Consider the following 14,439-nt stretch of genomic DNA (forward strand, 5'->3'; position numbering starts at 1 on the left):
TTATAAGTTTAAAAGGTTAGCTGGATCCCTGCTGTAACTGTTTTAAGAGGAGGGAGAAACCCGTAACTGGTAAATTCCGGATCGCCGTCTTTGTATTTTGTGAAAGTCAGAAGGTTCTGCCCCTGTAAAATAACCTTGCAGCTAGTTTCTGTCAGACTAAGAGGCAGCTGATAGGTGAGGGCGATATTTTTGAGCCTTATAAAGGACGAGTCGGAAATCAAGGCGTCGCTTTCAGAAAAATAAGAGTCGGCATTTACCGCTGCACTGTTGACACCGGTAGTATATATCTGATATGGTCTGCTGTCGCCTGACTGGAGCCATGCGTCAGCGATCCTCGCCGGCTGATTGGACATCGACCCTGCAGCTCCCATAGGAATCAAACGGTTCTGCTGTTTTGTAAATTGAAATAGAAAATCTAGATTCCAATTCTTATAAGCCAGCTGGTTTTGAAGACCGCCATAATATTTTGGATTTAGGTTTACGGCTTTCTGCCTGTCTAGCGGATAAGAAATTTTGCCATCCCCATTTATATCCTCAAATTCATATATTCCTGTCTGCACATTTACTCCTTTGAGCTGATAAACTAGGGCAATATTTAGCGGCTGTCCGATCCTGTATTTCTGGCTGTAGGTCGAGCTTTCAAGCCCTGGAAACGAAACCAGTTCGTTTTTTGGGAAAGTAAGATTGAAATTGGTCTGCCACTGAAAGTTTCCCCTTTTAATATTTGCTGTGCGCAAAGTCAATTCCAGACCCGAGTTTGCGACTTCCGCATTCAGGTTTGCCTGAATGGAAGCAAAACCGGTAACGCCGCTCAGCGGTATGCCGACCAGCTGATTTGAAGAACGGTTGGAATACCATGAAAAGGTTGCAAAGATTCTGTCATTAAGAAAACCAGTTTCCAGAGCCAATTCCAATTTTTTATTTATTTCCCATCCAAAATCGGGATTGAACAGTCTTGAAGGCTGCATTCCTATGGTTCCATTGTAGCTGATTCCTGTAATTGTATAGGTATCCAGATATTGGTGATCTCCAATCTGGTCGTTTCCGGTCGTGCCGTAACTGCCTCTGATTTTTCCAAAGCTCATCCATGAACTGTTCTTTAAGAATTTTTCATTGCTGAAGAGCCAGGCAAATCCTGCCGCTCCGAATGTGGCGAACTGCCGGCCGGGCCCAAATCGGCTCGATCCGTCGCGTCTGGCGGTAAGATTTATGATGTAGCGCTGCTGATAGCTGTAAAACAAACGGGCAAAAAAGGCCTGATATCGGTATTGCGTCTCATCGTCTGCAAGGATGGATACGGTCTTTGCTGCCGCAAGATTGTAAATCAAACTGTTTGAACTAAAACCTGTACCAGACTGGTATAATGCGCTGTTGATCTGGTTTTGGAAAGTTGCTCCAATCAGCAATCCTGCTTTTCCGAAATCACCATCTTTCTCCCAATTAAGCTGCGGTTCAACAATCCAGGATGACCTGCCGGTAATATTGCTAAACATCGAAGAACGCGCACTGCTTATATTATAGATGGGATTATAGATTGTGGAGGGTGTGGTTCGGGTTTCATTAGTTTTCAGGTCTGTGTATCCAAAGCTGCTTTTAGCGGTTATCTCCGGCGTAATTTTATATGACAGCAGTGCGTTTGCAACAAGATCTTTTGTCTTGGCCTTAAATTTAGAATTCAGCATTGCAAGAGGATTCTGCCAGGTTTGATTCTCCCAGTTTAAACTTCCATCTGGATTATAAAGTGAAGGGGCATTTGGCGCAAGCGTCTGTGCGGTATAAGTCAGTTCATTTGCAGGAAGGTTGCTGTTCTGTATATTATATACTCCCGAGAAATTAATCTGAAATCTATCATCTTTTGAAACGTGGTTGAGGCTTAACTGGACTCCTCCTTTTTTATATTTGAAATCGCCTGTGTAGACAGTGGTTTCCTGATGATAGTTTCCGCCGATTAGGAATTGTGTTTTATCAGATCCTCCCGATACGGAACCTTGCAGATCGTTGAGCTGAGAAGTGCCTCCCATCAGTTCTTTCTGCCAGTCGGTGTATCGATTCTGGTTCCAGGTACCGTTTATATCGTAATCCGAAGCGCCGTACGTCGTAATGCCGTCATTTATAAACGCCTGTTTTCTCATAGCAACATATTGCTGCGTATCCATCAGTTTCATGAATTTTGTTGCTTTTCCTGCTCCGGTAGAGCTTGAGAGAGTGAACTTTGTACGGCCCGCTTTTCCTTTTTTGGTAGTTATAAGGACCACGCCATTGGCACCCCTTGATCCATAAATGGAAGTGGCATCGGCATCTTTAAGCACTTCAATGCTTTCTATTGTTTCGGGATTAATGCTGTTTAAAGGGCTTGTACTGCTAGGATATATAGTGGAAGTCTGCGAATATCCGATAGGGTCAGAAGCATAGGGAACTCCGTCTATAATATAAAGCGGGTTATTTGCCGCTGCCCGAAGGCTATTCTGTCCTCTGATTTTGATATCAAATCCGCCTCCCGGCACACCTGTGGTCTGGATTATATTCACTCCTGCCATTCGGCCCTGCATGGCGGCAAGGATATTGGTTACGGGCTGGGTTTCGATGTCTTTAGAAGTAATTCGTGCAATATTGCCGGTGCGCTCGCTTTCTTTAACCGAATAATATCCGGCATTAATCTTCACTTCCTGCAGGGTTGTGGTATCAAACTGCATCACAATGGTGATTTTGGTTCTCCCCGCGACTGGCATATTAAGAGTTTTAAATCCCAGAAATGAAATAATAAGCGTGTCGCTCGGCGACACATTGATTGAGAACTGCCCATTATAATCTGTAATGGAACTATTATTTGATCTGCTTTTTACAGCAATAGTTACGCCGGGAAGGGGAGTTATGCCGTCGGTGACTGTTCCCTGTACCTGATGCTGTAAAATGGTTTTGAAATGCCGTTTTGAAATTTTGGCGTACGACGATGAAAAAGATAACAGTATGCCAGCAAAAAATAGGCAATAAAGAGCTCTTCCATCCTTAAATAATGAAAAATAATTCATAATATTGGGATTGGTTAGTTAAATGGATATTTGATTAGCTAAGGTCCTCTGCTCTAGTTTGGTCGCTGCAGCTGAGGGCCATTTTTATGTATTAAGGAATCTACTTAATTATCATAATGAACATAAATTTAATGCACGGGCTTTGATTGTTTTAAAAGTTCGACTTGAGCGAAACTTAAAAATAGAAGTCTGATTTGCTAAGAATTTTAAGAGAATTTTGAGCATAAAAAAGGCGCGGAACTCAACTTATCGTATCAAAGGCACTGGCGGCACCCTACCACAAATAAGTGAGCCCACGCCATATGACGTGAGCATCTTACTTATCCTCTCGTGGTATGTAAAACGCCAGTTTTTTGATACGAGATTCAAAGCGAATGCTTCAATTTTTTTTATGAAGAATCGCAAATTTAATAAATGAAAATCTATTATTTCGAATTATAGATTAAATATTATTCAAAGATAGTAAATATTATTTGTAATCCAAGTGGTTTACAGAATATTATAAGAATTTAGCAAAATTGCAGTATGGCAGAATTGACAACCGAAGATACTATACTACAAATAAAAATAGCAGAAAGGATTCAGTTTTTACGTTTAAAAACTGGGCTTTCACAAACAGATTTTGCTCAAAAACACCATATTGATCGCCAAGTTATTAATAGATGGGAAAGCATAAAAAATAAAAGAGGAGTTACAATATATTCAATTCAAAAATTCTGTAAAATGTTAGATATAACATTGAAAGATTTTTTTGATGATGAAAAATTTAATAAGGATGCTTAGGCATCTTTTTTTATTTTCAACTAAAAATTACAACAGGCATTTATACAGTAAACTTTTTACTTGTGAAGAGTTACTTTACAGCTAACTAATGCTTCAGATTATGGGAACCGGTACAATAATACAAAAGCGGTTTTGTTTGAATGTTTTTGTACTAGGGAAATAACTGTATTTTTAGTAACAGGCATATATAAAAGCAACTTTTTTATTTGAGATGATTAAGTTGGTCTATTCGCTATCAATCAAGTAGAAAATCTGAAAACAGGTATTAATTTAGTCTCAAACAAGCTGCAGGTACTAGAAAATTATCTGAAATTTTAAAATTCACGAAATGAACGAAATTGCAGAAAAATATATAAAAAGTCTTCCAAACATTAGGAATTTCACTTGTACACTTTTTAAAGATCTGGATTCTTACAAGCAGCATGGAACAGGTGTTTTTGTAAAAATTGGAACGAAATATTTCCTATTCTCTGCAGCTCACGTTTTTGATGATTTTGAAAAGTTATTCATCCCAATTAAAGAAGGCAAAACATTAATAAAACCTGGCGGAAGGATCATTAAAAATAATCCGAAAAAAGATCGAAAGTCTGATGAATTAGATGTGGCAATTTTAATTTTGGACAATCATTCTGTAAAAGATTTAAGCATTGATTATTCTTTTCTTGATAGTTCAGATATAGAGATTAATCATTCTTCGATTGATTTTATGAGTTACATAGTTTTTGGATATCCAAGCAGCTGGTCAAAAAAATCACATTCAAGAAATTCTTTTCACTCAATTCCGTTTATTGGTATCACAAAATGTGTGCATATAAACGAGTATAGGAAACTAAAAAGAAATGAATATTTAAATTTAATTGTAGAATATGACCGACAAAATACTCCCAATCTGAAATCTAAATCGATTAGTTATGGGCCTAATTTGTTTGGAATTAGCGGATGTGGGCTATGGTATATCAATAATTTTGATTTAAAAAGCGAACCCAAATTAATTGGAATTATGAATGAGTGGTCAATAACAAATAGAAACAGATTAATAGCAACAAGGATAGATGCATATACTGAAATACTTCGCAATCAAGGAATAATTGATTTTCAAGAGACGGAATTATTCGGATTTAAATAAAAACTACAGATATCAGATACAAATATTGTTACATTAGTTCTATTCTTATATATATCAGTATGTTTCTCTCCAGCCCCGATTGAAGCAGAAATCCTTTTTGGCAAGGGCTATGCCAAAAAGATTGCAGCGAAAGCGGGATAAGCTGCCAGACAATAAGAATAAAAAAATGGGGAGTGAAACCCCATTTTCTCCTTTTATTTAAGTAAGAGTGTGAAAAATTATTTCTTAGACTCTTCTATAGAAACTTTTCTGAACTCTTTTAAAAGTTTTTCAATTTCCAGTGATGATTTTCTTGCTCTAGCCCCGGCAGCTTTAACTCCTTTTTCAGCTACAGCTTCAGATTCTGTTTTAAACGTTTCGATTTCAGCGTTGATTTTTGCAACTAGGTCTTTCATTTGTACAATTTTTTAATTAAGTGGGCAAAAGTAAAATTTTGCCTTAATTGAAAACGGTATTGCTAATAAAATATTCTCACGAATTCTCTTTTTTCAATTCCTTAAGGAAATAACTGACCGAAATTCCTGTTCTGGAGTGGAATGCATTGGTGAATCGGGGAGTGGAAGTAAAACCGGCTTCCTCAGCCAGGGAGCCAATGGAGTAATTTCTATGCAAGCTCGTGTTTCGCAGCAGCTCCACGAGATAGTCAATTTTTAGGTCATTGATATAATCGGCAAAACGCTTGCCGCTGCGATGGTATATCACTTTTGAGAGGTATTTGCTGTTTGTATTAAATCGTACAGTCAAGGTTGCTAGTGTAGCCTCTTTGTGCAGGAATTTTTTATCCCTTTCAAATTTTTCAAGGTGTCTTATTATCTGCTGTACAGTCTCGTGCGAAATATCGGTTATCTCGAATTTATCGGGTGACTGTTTCTGTATGTTGCTCTTTTCATTTTTTTCCAGAAGAAGATCAAATTTGGCCTTATTGCGCTTTTTGGTTTCAAAGTGGTTATAGGTCCCGTAAATGACAGCGGAGAACAGAACGACAACCACGCTGATCAGAATAACGTCGTAATATTTCTCCTTTACAAGCTGCTGCTGTATTTTTTCTTTTTCCAACAGAATTTCCTTCGTGTCATACTGCTTATGGATTTTTCCCATTAAATACGTATTTGCATCTGTTAATACAGAGTCCGCTTTTAAAAGCTGGTCCATGTAATAAAGCTGGGATTTCAGATTATTTTCCTTCTTGTAATATTTGATCATTAATTCAAAGACTTCCCTTAAATCCGGACGGATGTAGCCTTTCTCAATAAATGCTTTTTCCACTTTTTTGAAGTAGGGCACTGCTTTTGCAGGAAGCTGAAGTTTCCAATAGTTTTTTCCTATATAAAAATTTGCAATTGATACGTTGGCAAATTCTGTCATGCTGTTCAGCTGAGGTATGACCTCCTGAAGCATTTGGATGGAAGTATGATAGTTATTTAGGAAGAACTGGTTGATTCCTTCCGAATGTTTAAAAAACAATTCCATTTCAGGAATTTTCAGCCGTTCACATTCTGCAAGCCCTAACGTATTAGTCTGGGAACATCTGCTGTAATCGCCAACCTTATTATAGCAGACACTTAATGAATGCAGTGAATTCAAATAAGGGCGAGCCTGATTTTTTTTAAAATATGCAAGGCATTCATTAAAGAGTGAAATGGCCTCATCATAAAAGCCGAGATAATATTTGATCTGCGCAATATGATATTTGGTTTTGTAGATCAAATAATCATTTTCAGTTTTGGAAATGCTTTCGTTTGCCTTAATGTAATAGTCATATGCTTTCACATAATTTTTTTGGCTGTAATAGACGATCCCTTTCGATAGATTAGCCGAGCCGATCAGCTCATCGCTTTTTGATTTTTCTGCTGCGAATACCATACTGTCAGCATATTTCAAGCGAAGATTCATTGGAGACTGATGCAGTATGTTTTGATAAGCATTCACTGTCTCTTCATAATTCTTCTCCTTTCTGGCTTTCTTTAAATAGGCAAATAAATAAGGAGCTGCTTTCAGACTATCATTTTTGTATTCATAAATCCTATCATCCAAATAGGTATATGTTTTAAAAAGAAGAGAATCGGGAACTGATTTTGAAATCTTCTGCGCATTTAATGAATGGACTAAAAATAAAAACAGCAAGACAGGTAATGTACATTTCATAATACATGGAAACTTTAAGCTTACACCTTGGGAAAAGCATAAACAGATTAATATTTAAAAATGCGGAAACGGGCTGTGAGAAGCAATCAAAAATACTGTAAATATTTGGAAAACAGTGTAATAATGTAGGAAAAATACTTTATCGATTTCATGGAAATCAATAGTGGATTTTCCGAAAACCCACACACATGGTCTTGATTAATGGTTTTTTGCGCTCTAGATTTGCCTTGAATTCAACAGCAAAAGATTCAGTAAAGTACTGAGCAAAAGTTCTGCTGGCCCGGGTAAAATGGACTGAGACAAGTTCTCAATTAACCAAACCATTTTGCATTATGAAAAATTTACTATTAACTGGTTTAATTATTTTTTTAGGTTCATGTTCAAAAGACGATTTTGACAATTCTGATTTAAGATTGGTTTCCGGCCAAGCAATCAGCAAAGAGAAAACTGCAGATTTTAAAAATGGTTCTGCTTTAGAGGAAAACTTTAAGGAAGTTCAGGCGGGAGATTACGTACTTCTAGTTCCTGCCCAATTAAAAGAAAAGATCATTTCAGTATTAAAAGCCCAACCTGGGCGAAATGAACTAAAGACTTTTGAGAAAAGCAGTTCTGCTTTAGATACAATTTCTTCCACGGAGGATCCTGTCTCAACATTATTTATAATTGTTAATGAAAGTACACTGGGATCATCATTGAAACTTGATCTAAAAGGATATATAGTCAATCTCGGAAATCTTCGCGGCCAGCAGTACCACATTGTGGATGATTTTATAATTCAATATGAGATTTCAAAGAGACAGGATTCAACACTTTTAGCAGATGAAAAGGAATCCATTTTATCAATTTCCTCAATTTCAGAAGCAGTTTTATTTAGCGAAAAGGACAGAAAGGACAGAGATTGGGAGACATCCACCACTAGTAGGAGTACCAGTCATCAATGATGTAACGACGTGATTGAAGTTGAATCACTTTCTACTTTAATATAGTTGATTAATAATTTTCTAATCTATCTGATTTATGAAAAAGAGAGCTTTGTTTTATATTTTATTGTTCCTTTTTAATCTCTGCAGCCTTTATTTTATAATGAAGCTTTTTGCTGCTGATCAGCTGGTTCGGTACGTACTTTACCAGGACAATATAATTGAGAGTCCGAGATTAACGGCCTATATCTTATACGTCTGCTGTTTGTCTAATTTATATTTCCAGTTTTTTACATGGATGGAATATTTTTTCAAGGATGAAATCTAAAAGGTGATTTAAACTAAAATAGCAAAAATGATTAGAGAAATCTTAAATACTGAGATTAAAAGCATTGAAAATGATGGTATTGATGTAGTGTACATTACAGACTATAGGGCAAAAAATATTGTACCAGTCCCATTTCCCGTTTCAAATTTTTCAGTGCTTTTAATCAAAAGTGGTAAAATGAATATCAGATTTCATGACGAAACCAATATAGTTAATCGGAAAGATTTATTGGTAATACCATTTAATTCCATTTGCACCAGGCTTGAAGCGACGGAAAATATCCAGCTTTATCTTGTAAGGACAAATTTTGATTTTGCATTTAATAATTGTTATGAGAAAGAGCTTTTGGATGCTTTTAGTTTTCTAATGTTAAAATCAGATCGTAAGATTAGTCTTCATGAAACGGATTTTAAAGTTTTGTCACTTATTTATAAATTAATGTATGTATTGCAGAACAGCAATGACAAACCGGAAGTAATTACTAAGCTGCGCCGGATATGCTTTAATTTATTTATATATGAACTCAAGTTTATACATTCGAAATATAAACCCGACTTAAATCTTGACTTTTCAAGAAGGGAGAGCATTGTAATACAATTTCTTACTCTATTATCAATTCATTTGAGAAAACAGCATCATGTTCAGTTTTATGCAGGAGCTTTATTTATCACTCCAGGACATTTGAATAAGATGGTAAAAGAAAGCACAGGTAAAACAGCGAAAGCCTTTATAATTGAAGCTCTTATCAATGTTTCAAAAAATCTTCTTACGGACTCAAGCTATTCCGTGGCTAATATTGCCGATGAATTAGAATTCAGCAGCGCTGAAAACTTTGGCGTATTTTTTAAAAGACATACCGGTATGCTGCCAACCGAATTTCGTTCTAATAAAAAGTAAGGTGCCAAAATAGCTCCTTATTCTGCCAAAGATTGTTTAATTAAAACGATAAGACGATGATTAAAATGTATCCTTTGGAATGGTTTGATTCGTTGATTATAAATTCATTTGATACTGATAATTCTTCTGTAAAAGTATCGGAATATGAATTGGAGAATTTGAGTAAAACAATAGTATCTGAATCAAAAAAAATTAAAATTCATATTAAAGATTCTTTTTTCGAGCTGAAAAGTAAAAGGCAGATTAGACTTCTTATAAGAAAATATCATTCTTCATTGGTTTTTTTAATTGACATGGTAGTAGAAATAAGAAAGATCGAAAAATTCAATTCTCCTGAATTTTTTAGAATATTTGACCTGATCGTTAGTTCGCTGGATGATTTGCTGTCATTTGTAGAAATCAGATATTCGTCCTTCATGAGTTTGGACCAAAGGGTGTCCTACAGCTATTTTTCAATTTGGAAAAAAGAGACCCTTGAAGTTTTAAAAAATGTGATTAAAAAAAAAGAAAATACTGAGGAGAATGATCCAGAATTGGAATTTGTTGTTAATCTTCTTGCTGCGCCACTTCAAAACAGCAGAAAGAGTAAGTATACCTATCGACAGATTTTGTATTATAGAGAGATAATCATTGAACTTGAAAAATTAAATTATCCAGTTACGGAATCAGAAGGTTTTTCAAATCTTGATCTTGTGCTTATAAGAATGAATTTTAATTCCGGAGAATATACCGAGAGACTGGTTACTAGAATAGGCAGGTATTTAGAAGGTTTTGAGAATTTATCTGAAAGACTTGAAAAGCTGCTATACTTCTGCAAGAAACTATCTGCAATAAATGCAGATTTAAAATTAACCTTTAATCCATCTCAACAGAATCTCATTTCATTTTTGGAATACTGGTTCTCCAGCGAAATCAAATTTGCTGAAAAAAAGGCTGCAATTCTACTGCAGGAACAGATTGACGCTTCTGTCGGAAGTGAATTTGTAGAGCAGGCAGATTCAAAACTTGAATGTATACTTTCAGGAGATCAGATTGGACTTATTTTAAGGGCGACAGATGAGGCGAGAATTATTAAAGCCAAGTCTATGAACTACATATTTAAAAGTATAGTGCCTTATCTCTCTACTCCAGTAAAGAGAAATCTTTCTTACCAGTCGGTCAGAAGCAAATCATATAGTGCGGAAGAGCGTGATAAGGAAATTGCTATTGAAAGTCTTGAGAAAATAATCCGCAAAATAAAAACGTATTAGATTTTATTGTCGTGTATAATCTGACAACCCTTTAAATTCGGGTATTCTGAAAGGGTACAAGAAGGGTACAGAAAAGTTGTACTTGTAGAAAACTCATACTAATTGTTCCTTTGACTTGTAGAATAAATCCCATCCCCATTTAACTGGTGGTGATTTTCATAGAGGAGATAAAATGTTGAACGATAAAATGAGGAGCTATGTTTACAAATATTTCATGGGGCAGTTATCTGACCGCGGCTGGTATTGCTATAATTTTCTGGTATCTAATAATCTTACTGAAATTTCAAAGTCGTGATTTAAAAAAAATCTTATCAGGTGAAAAGAAACTGCAAATACCATTTCTAAAAAAAACTTCTAAAAATTTACAGGAAATAAAATCGATTTCCGATTCATTTCCGAAATCTTTTGATACCCTGGAAGATGCGGAAAATCTATCTCAGCGTATTAAAGAAGCTGTTAAAGAAAGCGCAGAAAAACAACTAACAAAGCAGCAGTTTCAAAACTACCTGCGAATGCTTCTGGATGAATATCCTTATATCAAAATTTCCTCACTCAGAGAAAACATTAACCAACTAATGGTCTTTGAATCTCAAAAGCATCCCAATCTGCTTTTAACGCTCAGCGAAGCAGACAGTCTCTGGGAAGGACCGGTATTTTAAAAAATTCAGAGGAGGAATATTCCCCGTTCTCTCTGGTGCGGTATGGCTTTATGTGACAGGAAAAATAGAGCAGCAACGGCGGTATTCCTCTTCTTTTTATTAAAGAATAACTTTAAAAATGATTTGTGATGAAAAAATGCAGATGGAAATTAAAAAGTCTTTTGAGAAGATTTAAAGCTATGGGATCGTCGCTCCTGATGATTCTGGTTAGTAATGTTATTTACAGCCAGGATGGTGTGGCGGGAATTAATGAAGCCAACCAGAAAGTGAGAAGCTACTTTGATGCCGGCACTGAATTAATGTATGCGGTAGGAGCGATCCTCGGGCTGATAGGGGCAGTAAAAGTATACCAGAAATGGAATGCCGGAGATCCTGATACCGGAAAAGTGGCAGCAGCCTGGTTTGGAAGCTGTGTGTTTCTGGTGGTAGTCGCTACTGTCATTAAATCCTTTTTCGGGGTTTAAACGATAGAGAAGATGAGTAACAGCGTTTATTCGATCAATAAAGGAATCAATCAGAGTATAGAATTTAAGGGACTTAAAGCGCAGTACATCTGGTATTTGGGCGGAGGTGTCGTAGGTCTTATGATTCTGTTTGCTGTCCTGTATATAATTGGAATTCCTTCCTTGATATGCATTGGTTTTGTTGGAACGGCGGGAGGTTTTCTTGTTTTTAAAATATACAGAATGAGTAATACTTACGGTGAATACGGAATGATGAAGGCTCTGGCTAAAAAACAGATTCCTAAGTGGATTAAAGTTTACAGCAGAGCAGTTTTTATGAAGATATAGTCACAGAACGTTAATAACATAATGAAGAAAGGATGGAGAAGAGGATGGAAGATCTGCTGCCGGTTATGGCAGTGGAGCATGATTGTATTTTGTCAAAACAGGGCGATGTAACTATAGTTTTTAAGGCAGAACTGCCTGAGATTTTTACGCTGTCAGATCAGGAGTATGAAGCTTTCCACCAGTCATGGATAAAGGCGTTAAAGGTGCTGCCGAAGTTTTGTGTTTTCCATAAACAGGACTGGTTTTTAGAAAGTGCTTATAAAGCTGATTTTTCAAGTGAAGACAGCAGTTTTCTGACCAGAAGCAGCGAGCGTTTCTTTAACGAAAGACCTTTTCTGGATCATTCCTGCTATATCATGCTGACCAAGAAACCAGCGGGAAGAAGAAATGGAACCTCATTGTTTTCTAATCTGCTTAGAAGTTCTATAGTACCCGAGGAAACCTTAAAACCCCAGCTTCTGCAGGATTTTGCAGATACCTGCGGACAGTTTAAAAGGATTATGGAAGACAGCGGATTTATAAAGCTGGACCGTCTGCAAAATGAATTGCTTAGAAGCGAGAGCAGAAGAATTGGGCTGGTGGAAAAGTACTGTTTTTTATCAGAGCAGGAAAATTCATTCGTATTTAAGGATATCAGGTTTGACGAAGGATTAGCAGTAGGGGATAAACACTGCCAATTGTTTACACTTGGTGATGCAGCTGATCTGCCCGGATTATGCGGATCAAGAATTAATTTTGACCGCTATTCGACCGATAAGACCAAATTCAGCATTGGTTTTGCTTCAACTCTTGGTCAACTTTTATCCTGTAATCATATTTATAATCAGTATATCTTCATTGAAGACGCACAGAAAACCATCCAAAAGCTGGAAAGCAAGCGACTCAGACTGCAGTCACTCTCTGCCTACAGCCGGGAGAATATGATTGGCAGGGATGCGACGAATGATTTCCTGAACGAGGCAGTATCACAGCAGAGGCTTCCGGTTAAAGCCCATTTTAATGTACTGGCCTGGAGCACGGATAAGGAAGACCTGAAAGAGATTAAAAACAAAGTGTCATCAGCTCTTGCCCAGATGGATGCGGCAGCGAAGCATGAAACAGTCGGAGCTCCTCAGATCTATTGGGCTGGAATGGCGGGAAATGCAGCGGACTTTCCCATGAATGACACCTTCGACACCTTTACCGAACAGGCGGTATGCTTTCTGAATATGGAAACGGGATATAAATCTTCACTGAGTCCCTGCGGTATCAGGCTGGGAGACAGGCTGACAGGAAAACCAGTTCATGTTGATATCAGCGATGAGCCTGTTAAGATGGGAATCTGCACCAATCGCAATAAGTTTATATTGGGACCTTCGGGCAGCGGCAAGTCCTTTTTTACCAATCATATGGTAAGAAGCTATTACGAGCAGGGAACGCATATTGTGCTGGTGGATGTTGGGCACAGCTATAAAGGGCTCTGCGATATGGTAAACGGTTATTATTTTACTTACGATGAAAAGAATCCCATTCGTTTTAACCCATTTTATATTTCAGAAGGAGACAGTCTGGATACGGAGAAAAAAGAGAGCATTAAAACGCTTCTGCTTGCACTATGGAAAAAAGACGACGAAACCTTTAACCGGAGCGAGTATGTAGCACTCTCAAATGCCCTGCAGCTGTATTACGAGAAATTGGATATAAACTCAAAGATATTTCCCTGTTTCAACAGCTTCTATGATTTCCTGAAAGAGGATTTTATCTCGATTTTAGAAGGCGATAAAGTAAAGGAGAAGGACTTTGATGTGAATAACTTTCTCTATGTGCTCAGGCCATATTACAAGGGAGGCGAGTTTGATTATTTGCTGAACGCGACAGAAAATCTGGATCTTCTAAAAGAAAGGTTTATTGTCTTCGAGCTGGATAATATTAAAGATCATCCGATTCTTTTTCCAGTAGTGACCATCATAATAATGGAAGTTTTTATAAACAAGATGAGAAAACTTAAGGGTATCCGAAAAATGATACTTATTGAGGAAGCATGGAAAGCACTGATGAAGGAGGGTTTTGCAGATTACATTAAGTATCTTTTTAAGACCGTGCGTAAATTCTTCGGGGAAGCGATAGTGGTAACTCAGGAGGTGGAGGATATTATTTCTTCACCAGTGGTCAAGCAGGCCATTATCAACAACAGCGACTGCAAGATCCTTCTGGACCAGAGCAAATATCAAAATAAGTTTAACCAGATTCAGGAGCTGCTGGGACTTACAGACAAAGAAAAGGCACTTGTACTTTCTGTAAATAAAGCCAATGATCCAGCCAGGAAATACAAAGAAGTGTTTATCTCCTTGGGAGGGATGCTTTCAAAGGTCTACAGAACCGAAGTTTCGCTGGAGGAATACTTAGCTTATACAACAGAGGAAAGCGAGAAAGTGAAAATGAATGCCTATGCGAAGAAGTTTGGCGGGGACATAAAGAAAGGAATAGCCGCAATGGCTCAGGATATGAGAAATGGAATTAAATGAAAAGGAA

At 37.1% G+C, this 14,439-nt stretch carries 12 protein-coding genes; 9 read left to right on the plus strand and 3 right to left on the minus strand.

Annotation, left to right across the window (positions count from 1 at the left end; translation table 11 throughout):
• Window positions 1-8 precede the first annotated feature (8 nt).
• A complete protein-coding gene (locus tag HYN56_RS11500; RefSeq protein ID WP_109192300.1) occupies window positions 9-3,029 on the minus strand; it encodes a SusC/RagA family TonB-linked outer membrane protein in 3,021 nt (1,006 codons plus the stop codon).
• Window positions 3,030-3,554: 525 nt separating this feature from the next.
• Here HYN56_RS11500 and HYN56_RS11505 point away from each other — a divergent pair.
• Both HYN56_RS11505 and HYN56_RS11510 read left to right on the plus strand, forming a co-directional pair.
• Complete coding sequence (locus HYN56_RS11505) at window positions 3,555-3,812, plus strand: helix-turn-helix domain-containing protein (protein WP_109192301.1); 258 nt, start codon at window positions 3,555-3,557, stop codon at window positions 3,810-3,812.
• Between the two features lie 328 nt (window positions 3,813-4,140).
• Window positions 4,141-4,938: a hypothetical protein gene (locus HYN56_RS11510; RefSeq protein WP_109192302.1), complete on the plus strand. Its 798-nt coding sequence runs from the start codon at window positions 4,141-4,143 to the stop codon at window positions 4,936-4,938.
• A gap of 218 nt (window positions 4,939-5,156) precedes the next feature.
• On the opposite strand, the gene HYN56_RS11515 is transcribed toward HYN56_RS11510, so the two are convergent.
• Together HYN56_RS11515 and HYN56_RS11520 are read right to left on the minus strand one after the other, a co-directional pair.
• Window positions 5,157-5,333: a histone H1 gene (locus tag HYN56_RS11515; protein ID WP_042565375.1), complete on the minus strand. Its 177-nt coding sequence runs from the start codon at window positions 5,331-5,333 to the stop codon at window positions 5,157-5,159.
• A gap of 76 nt (window positions 5,334-5,409) precedes the next feature.
• On the minus strand, window positions 5,410-7,083 hold the full coding sequence (locus tag HYN56_RS11520) for a helix-turn-helix domain-containing protein (RefSeq protein ID WP_109192303.1): 1,674 nt from the start codon (window positions 7,081-7,083) through the stop codon (window positions 5,410-5,412).
• A 332-nt stretch (window positions 7,084-7,415) separates the two neighbouring features.
• On the opposite strand from HYN56_RS11520, the gene HYN56_RS11525 reads away from it, so the two are divergent.
• From HYN56_RS11525 to HYN56_RS11555, 7 genes are all read left to right on the plus strand, one after another.
• Entirely contained in the window at window positions 7,416-8,024 is a 609-nt protein-coding gene (locus HYN56_RS11525; RefSeq protein ID WP_109192304.1) for a hypothetical protein, read from the plus strand.
• 334 nt (window positions 8,025-8,358) lie between these two features.
• The gene (locus HYN56_RS11530) at window positions 8,359-9,228 is read left to right on the plus strand and encodes a helix-turn-helix domain-containing protein (protein WP_109192305.1); all 870 of its coding nucleotides are present in this window, start codon (window positions 8,359-8,361) and stop codon (window positions 9,226-9,228) included.
• 56 nt (window positions 9,229-9,284) lie between these two features.
• Window positions 9,285-10,478 carry a protein kinase family protein gene (locus HYN56_RS11535; RefSeq protein WP_109192306.1) on the plus strand — a complete coding sequence of 398 codons (1,194 nt, stop codon included), beginning with the start codon at window positions 9,285-9,287 and terminating at the stop codon, window positions 10,476-10,478.
• Between the two features lie 197 nt (window positions 10,479-10,675).
• On the plus strand, window positions 10,676-11,137 hold the full coding sequence (locus tag HYN56_RS11540; protein WP_109192307.1) for a hypothetical protein: 462 nt from the start codon (window positions 10,676-10,678) through the stop codon (window positions 11,135-11,137).
• Between the two features lie 128 nt (window positions 11,138-11,265).
• On the plus strand, window positions 11,266-11,601 hold the full coding sequence (locus HYN56_RS11545; RefSeq protein ID WP_109192308.1) for a DUF4134 domain-containing protein: 336 nt from the start codon (window positions 11,266-11,268) through the stop codon (window positions 11,599-11,601).
• A 12-nt stretch (window positions 11,602-11,613) separates the two neighbouring features.
• On the plus strand, window positions 11,614-11,928 hold the full coding sequence (locus tag HYN56_RS11550) for a DUF4133 domain-containing protein (protein ID WP_109192309.1): 315 nt from the start codon (window positions 11,614-11,616) through the stop codon (window positions 11,926-11,928).
• 32 nt (window positions 11,929-11,960) lie between these two features.
• Window positions 11,961-14,432: a TraG family conjugative transposon ATPase gene (locus HYN56_RS11555; protein WP_109192310.1), complete on the plus strand. Its 2,472-nt coding sequence runs from the start codon at window positions 11,961-11,963 to the stop codon at window positions 14,430-14,432.
• Window positions 14,433-14,439 lie beyond the last annotated feature (7 nt).

Origin of the sequence: Flavobacterium crocinum, from assembly GCF_003122385.1 — a bacterium.
GTDB lineage: Bacteria > Bacteroidota > Bacteroidia > Flavobacteriales > Flavobacteriaceae > Flavobacterium > Flavobacterium crocinum.

Bases quoted from the DNA above. Each gene is read 5' to 3' on its own strand.
- HYN56_RS11500 (WP_109192300.1), bottom strand. From the start codon at position 3,029: ATGAATTATTTTTCATTATTTAAGGATGGAAGAGCTCTTTATTGCCTA.
- HYN56_RS11505 (WP_109192301.1), top strand. From the start codon at position 3,555: ATGGCAGAATTGACAACCGAAGATACTATACTACAAATAAAAATAGCA.
- HYN56_RS11510 (WP_109192302.1), top strand. From the start codon at position 4,141: ATGAACGAAATTGCAGAAAAATATATAAAAAGTCTTCCAAACATTAGG.
- HYN56_RS11515 (WP_042565375.1), bottom strand. From the start codon at position 5,333: ATGAAAGACCTAGTTGCAAAAATCAACGCTGAAATCGAAACGTTTAAA.
- HYN56_RS11520 (WP_109192303.1), bottom strand. From the start codon at position 7,083: ATGAAATGTACATTACCTGTCTTGCTGTTTTTATTTTTAGTCCATTCA.
- HYN56_RS11525 (WP_109192304.1), top strand. From the start codon at position 7,416: ATGAAAAATTTACTATTAACTGGTTTAATTATTTTTTTAGGTTCATGT.
- HYN56_RS11530 (WP_109192305.1), top strand. From the start codon at position 8,359: ATGATTAGAGAAATCTTAAATACTGAGATTAAAAGCATTGAAAATGAT.
- HYN56_RS11535 (WP_109192306.1), top strand. From the start codon at position 9,285: ATGATTAAAATGTATCCTTTGGAATGGTTTGATTCGTTGATTATAAAT.
- HYN56_RS11540 (WP_109192307.1), top strand. From the start codon at position 10,676: ATGTTTACAAATATTTCATGGGGCAGTTATCTGACCGCGGCTGGTATT.
- HYN56_RS11545 (WP_109192308.1), top strand. From the start codon at position 11,266: ATGAAAAAATGCAGATGGAAATTAAAAAGTCTTTTGAGAAGATTTAAA.
- HYN56_RS11550 (WP_109192309.1), top strand. From the start codon at position 11,614: ATGAGTAACAGCGTTTATTCGATCAATAAAGGAATCAATCAGAGTATA.
- HYN56_RS11555 (WP_109192310.1), top strand. From the start codon at position 11,961: ATGGAGAAGAGGATGGAAGATCTGCTGCCGGTTATGGCAGTGGAGCAT.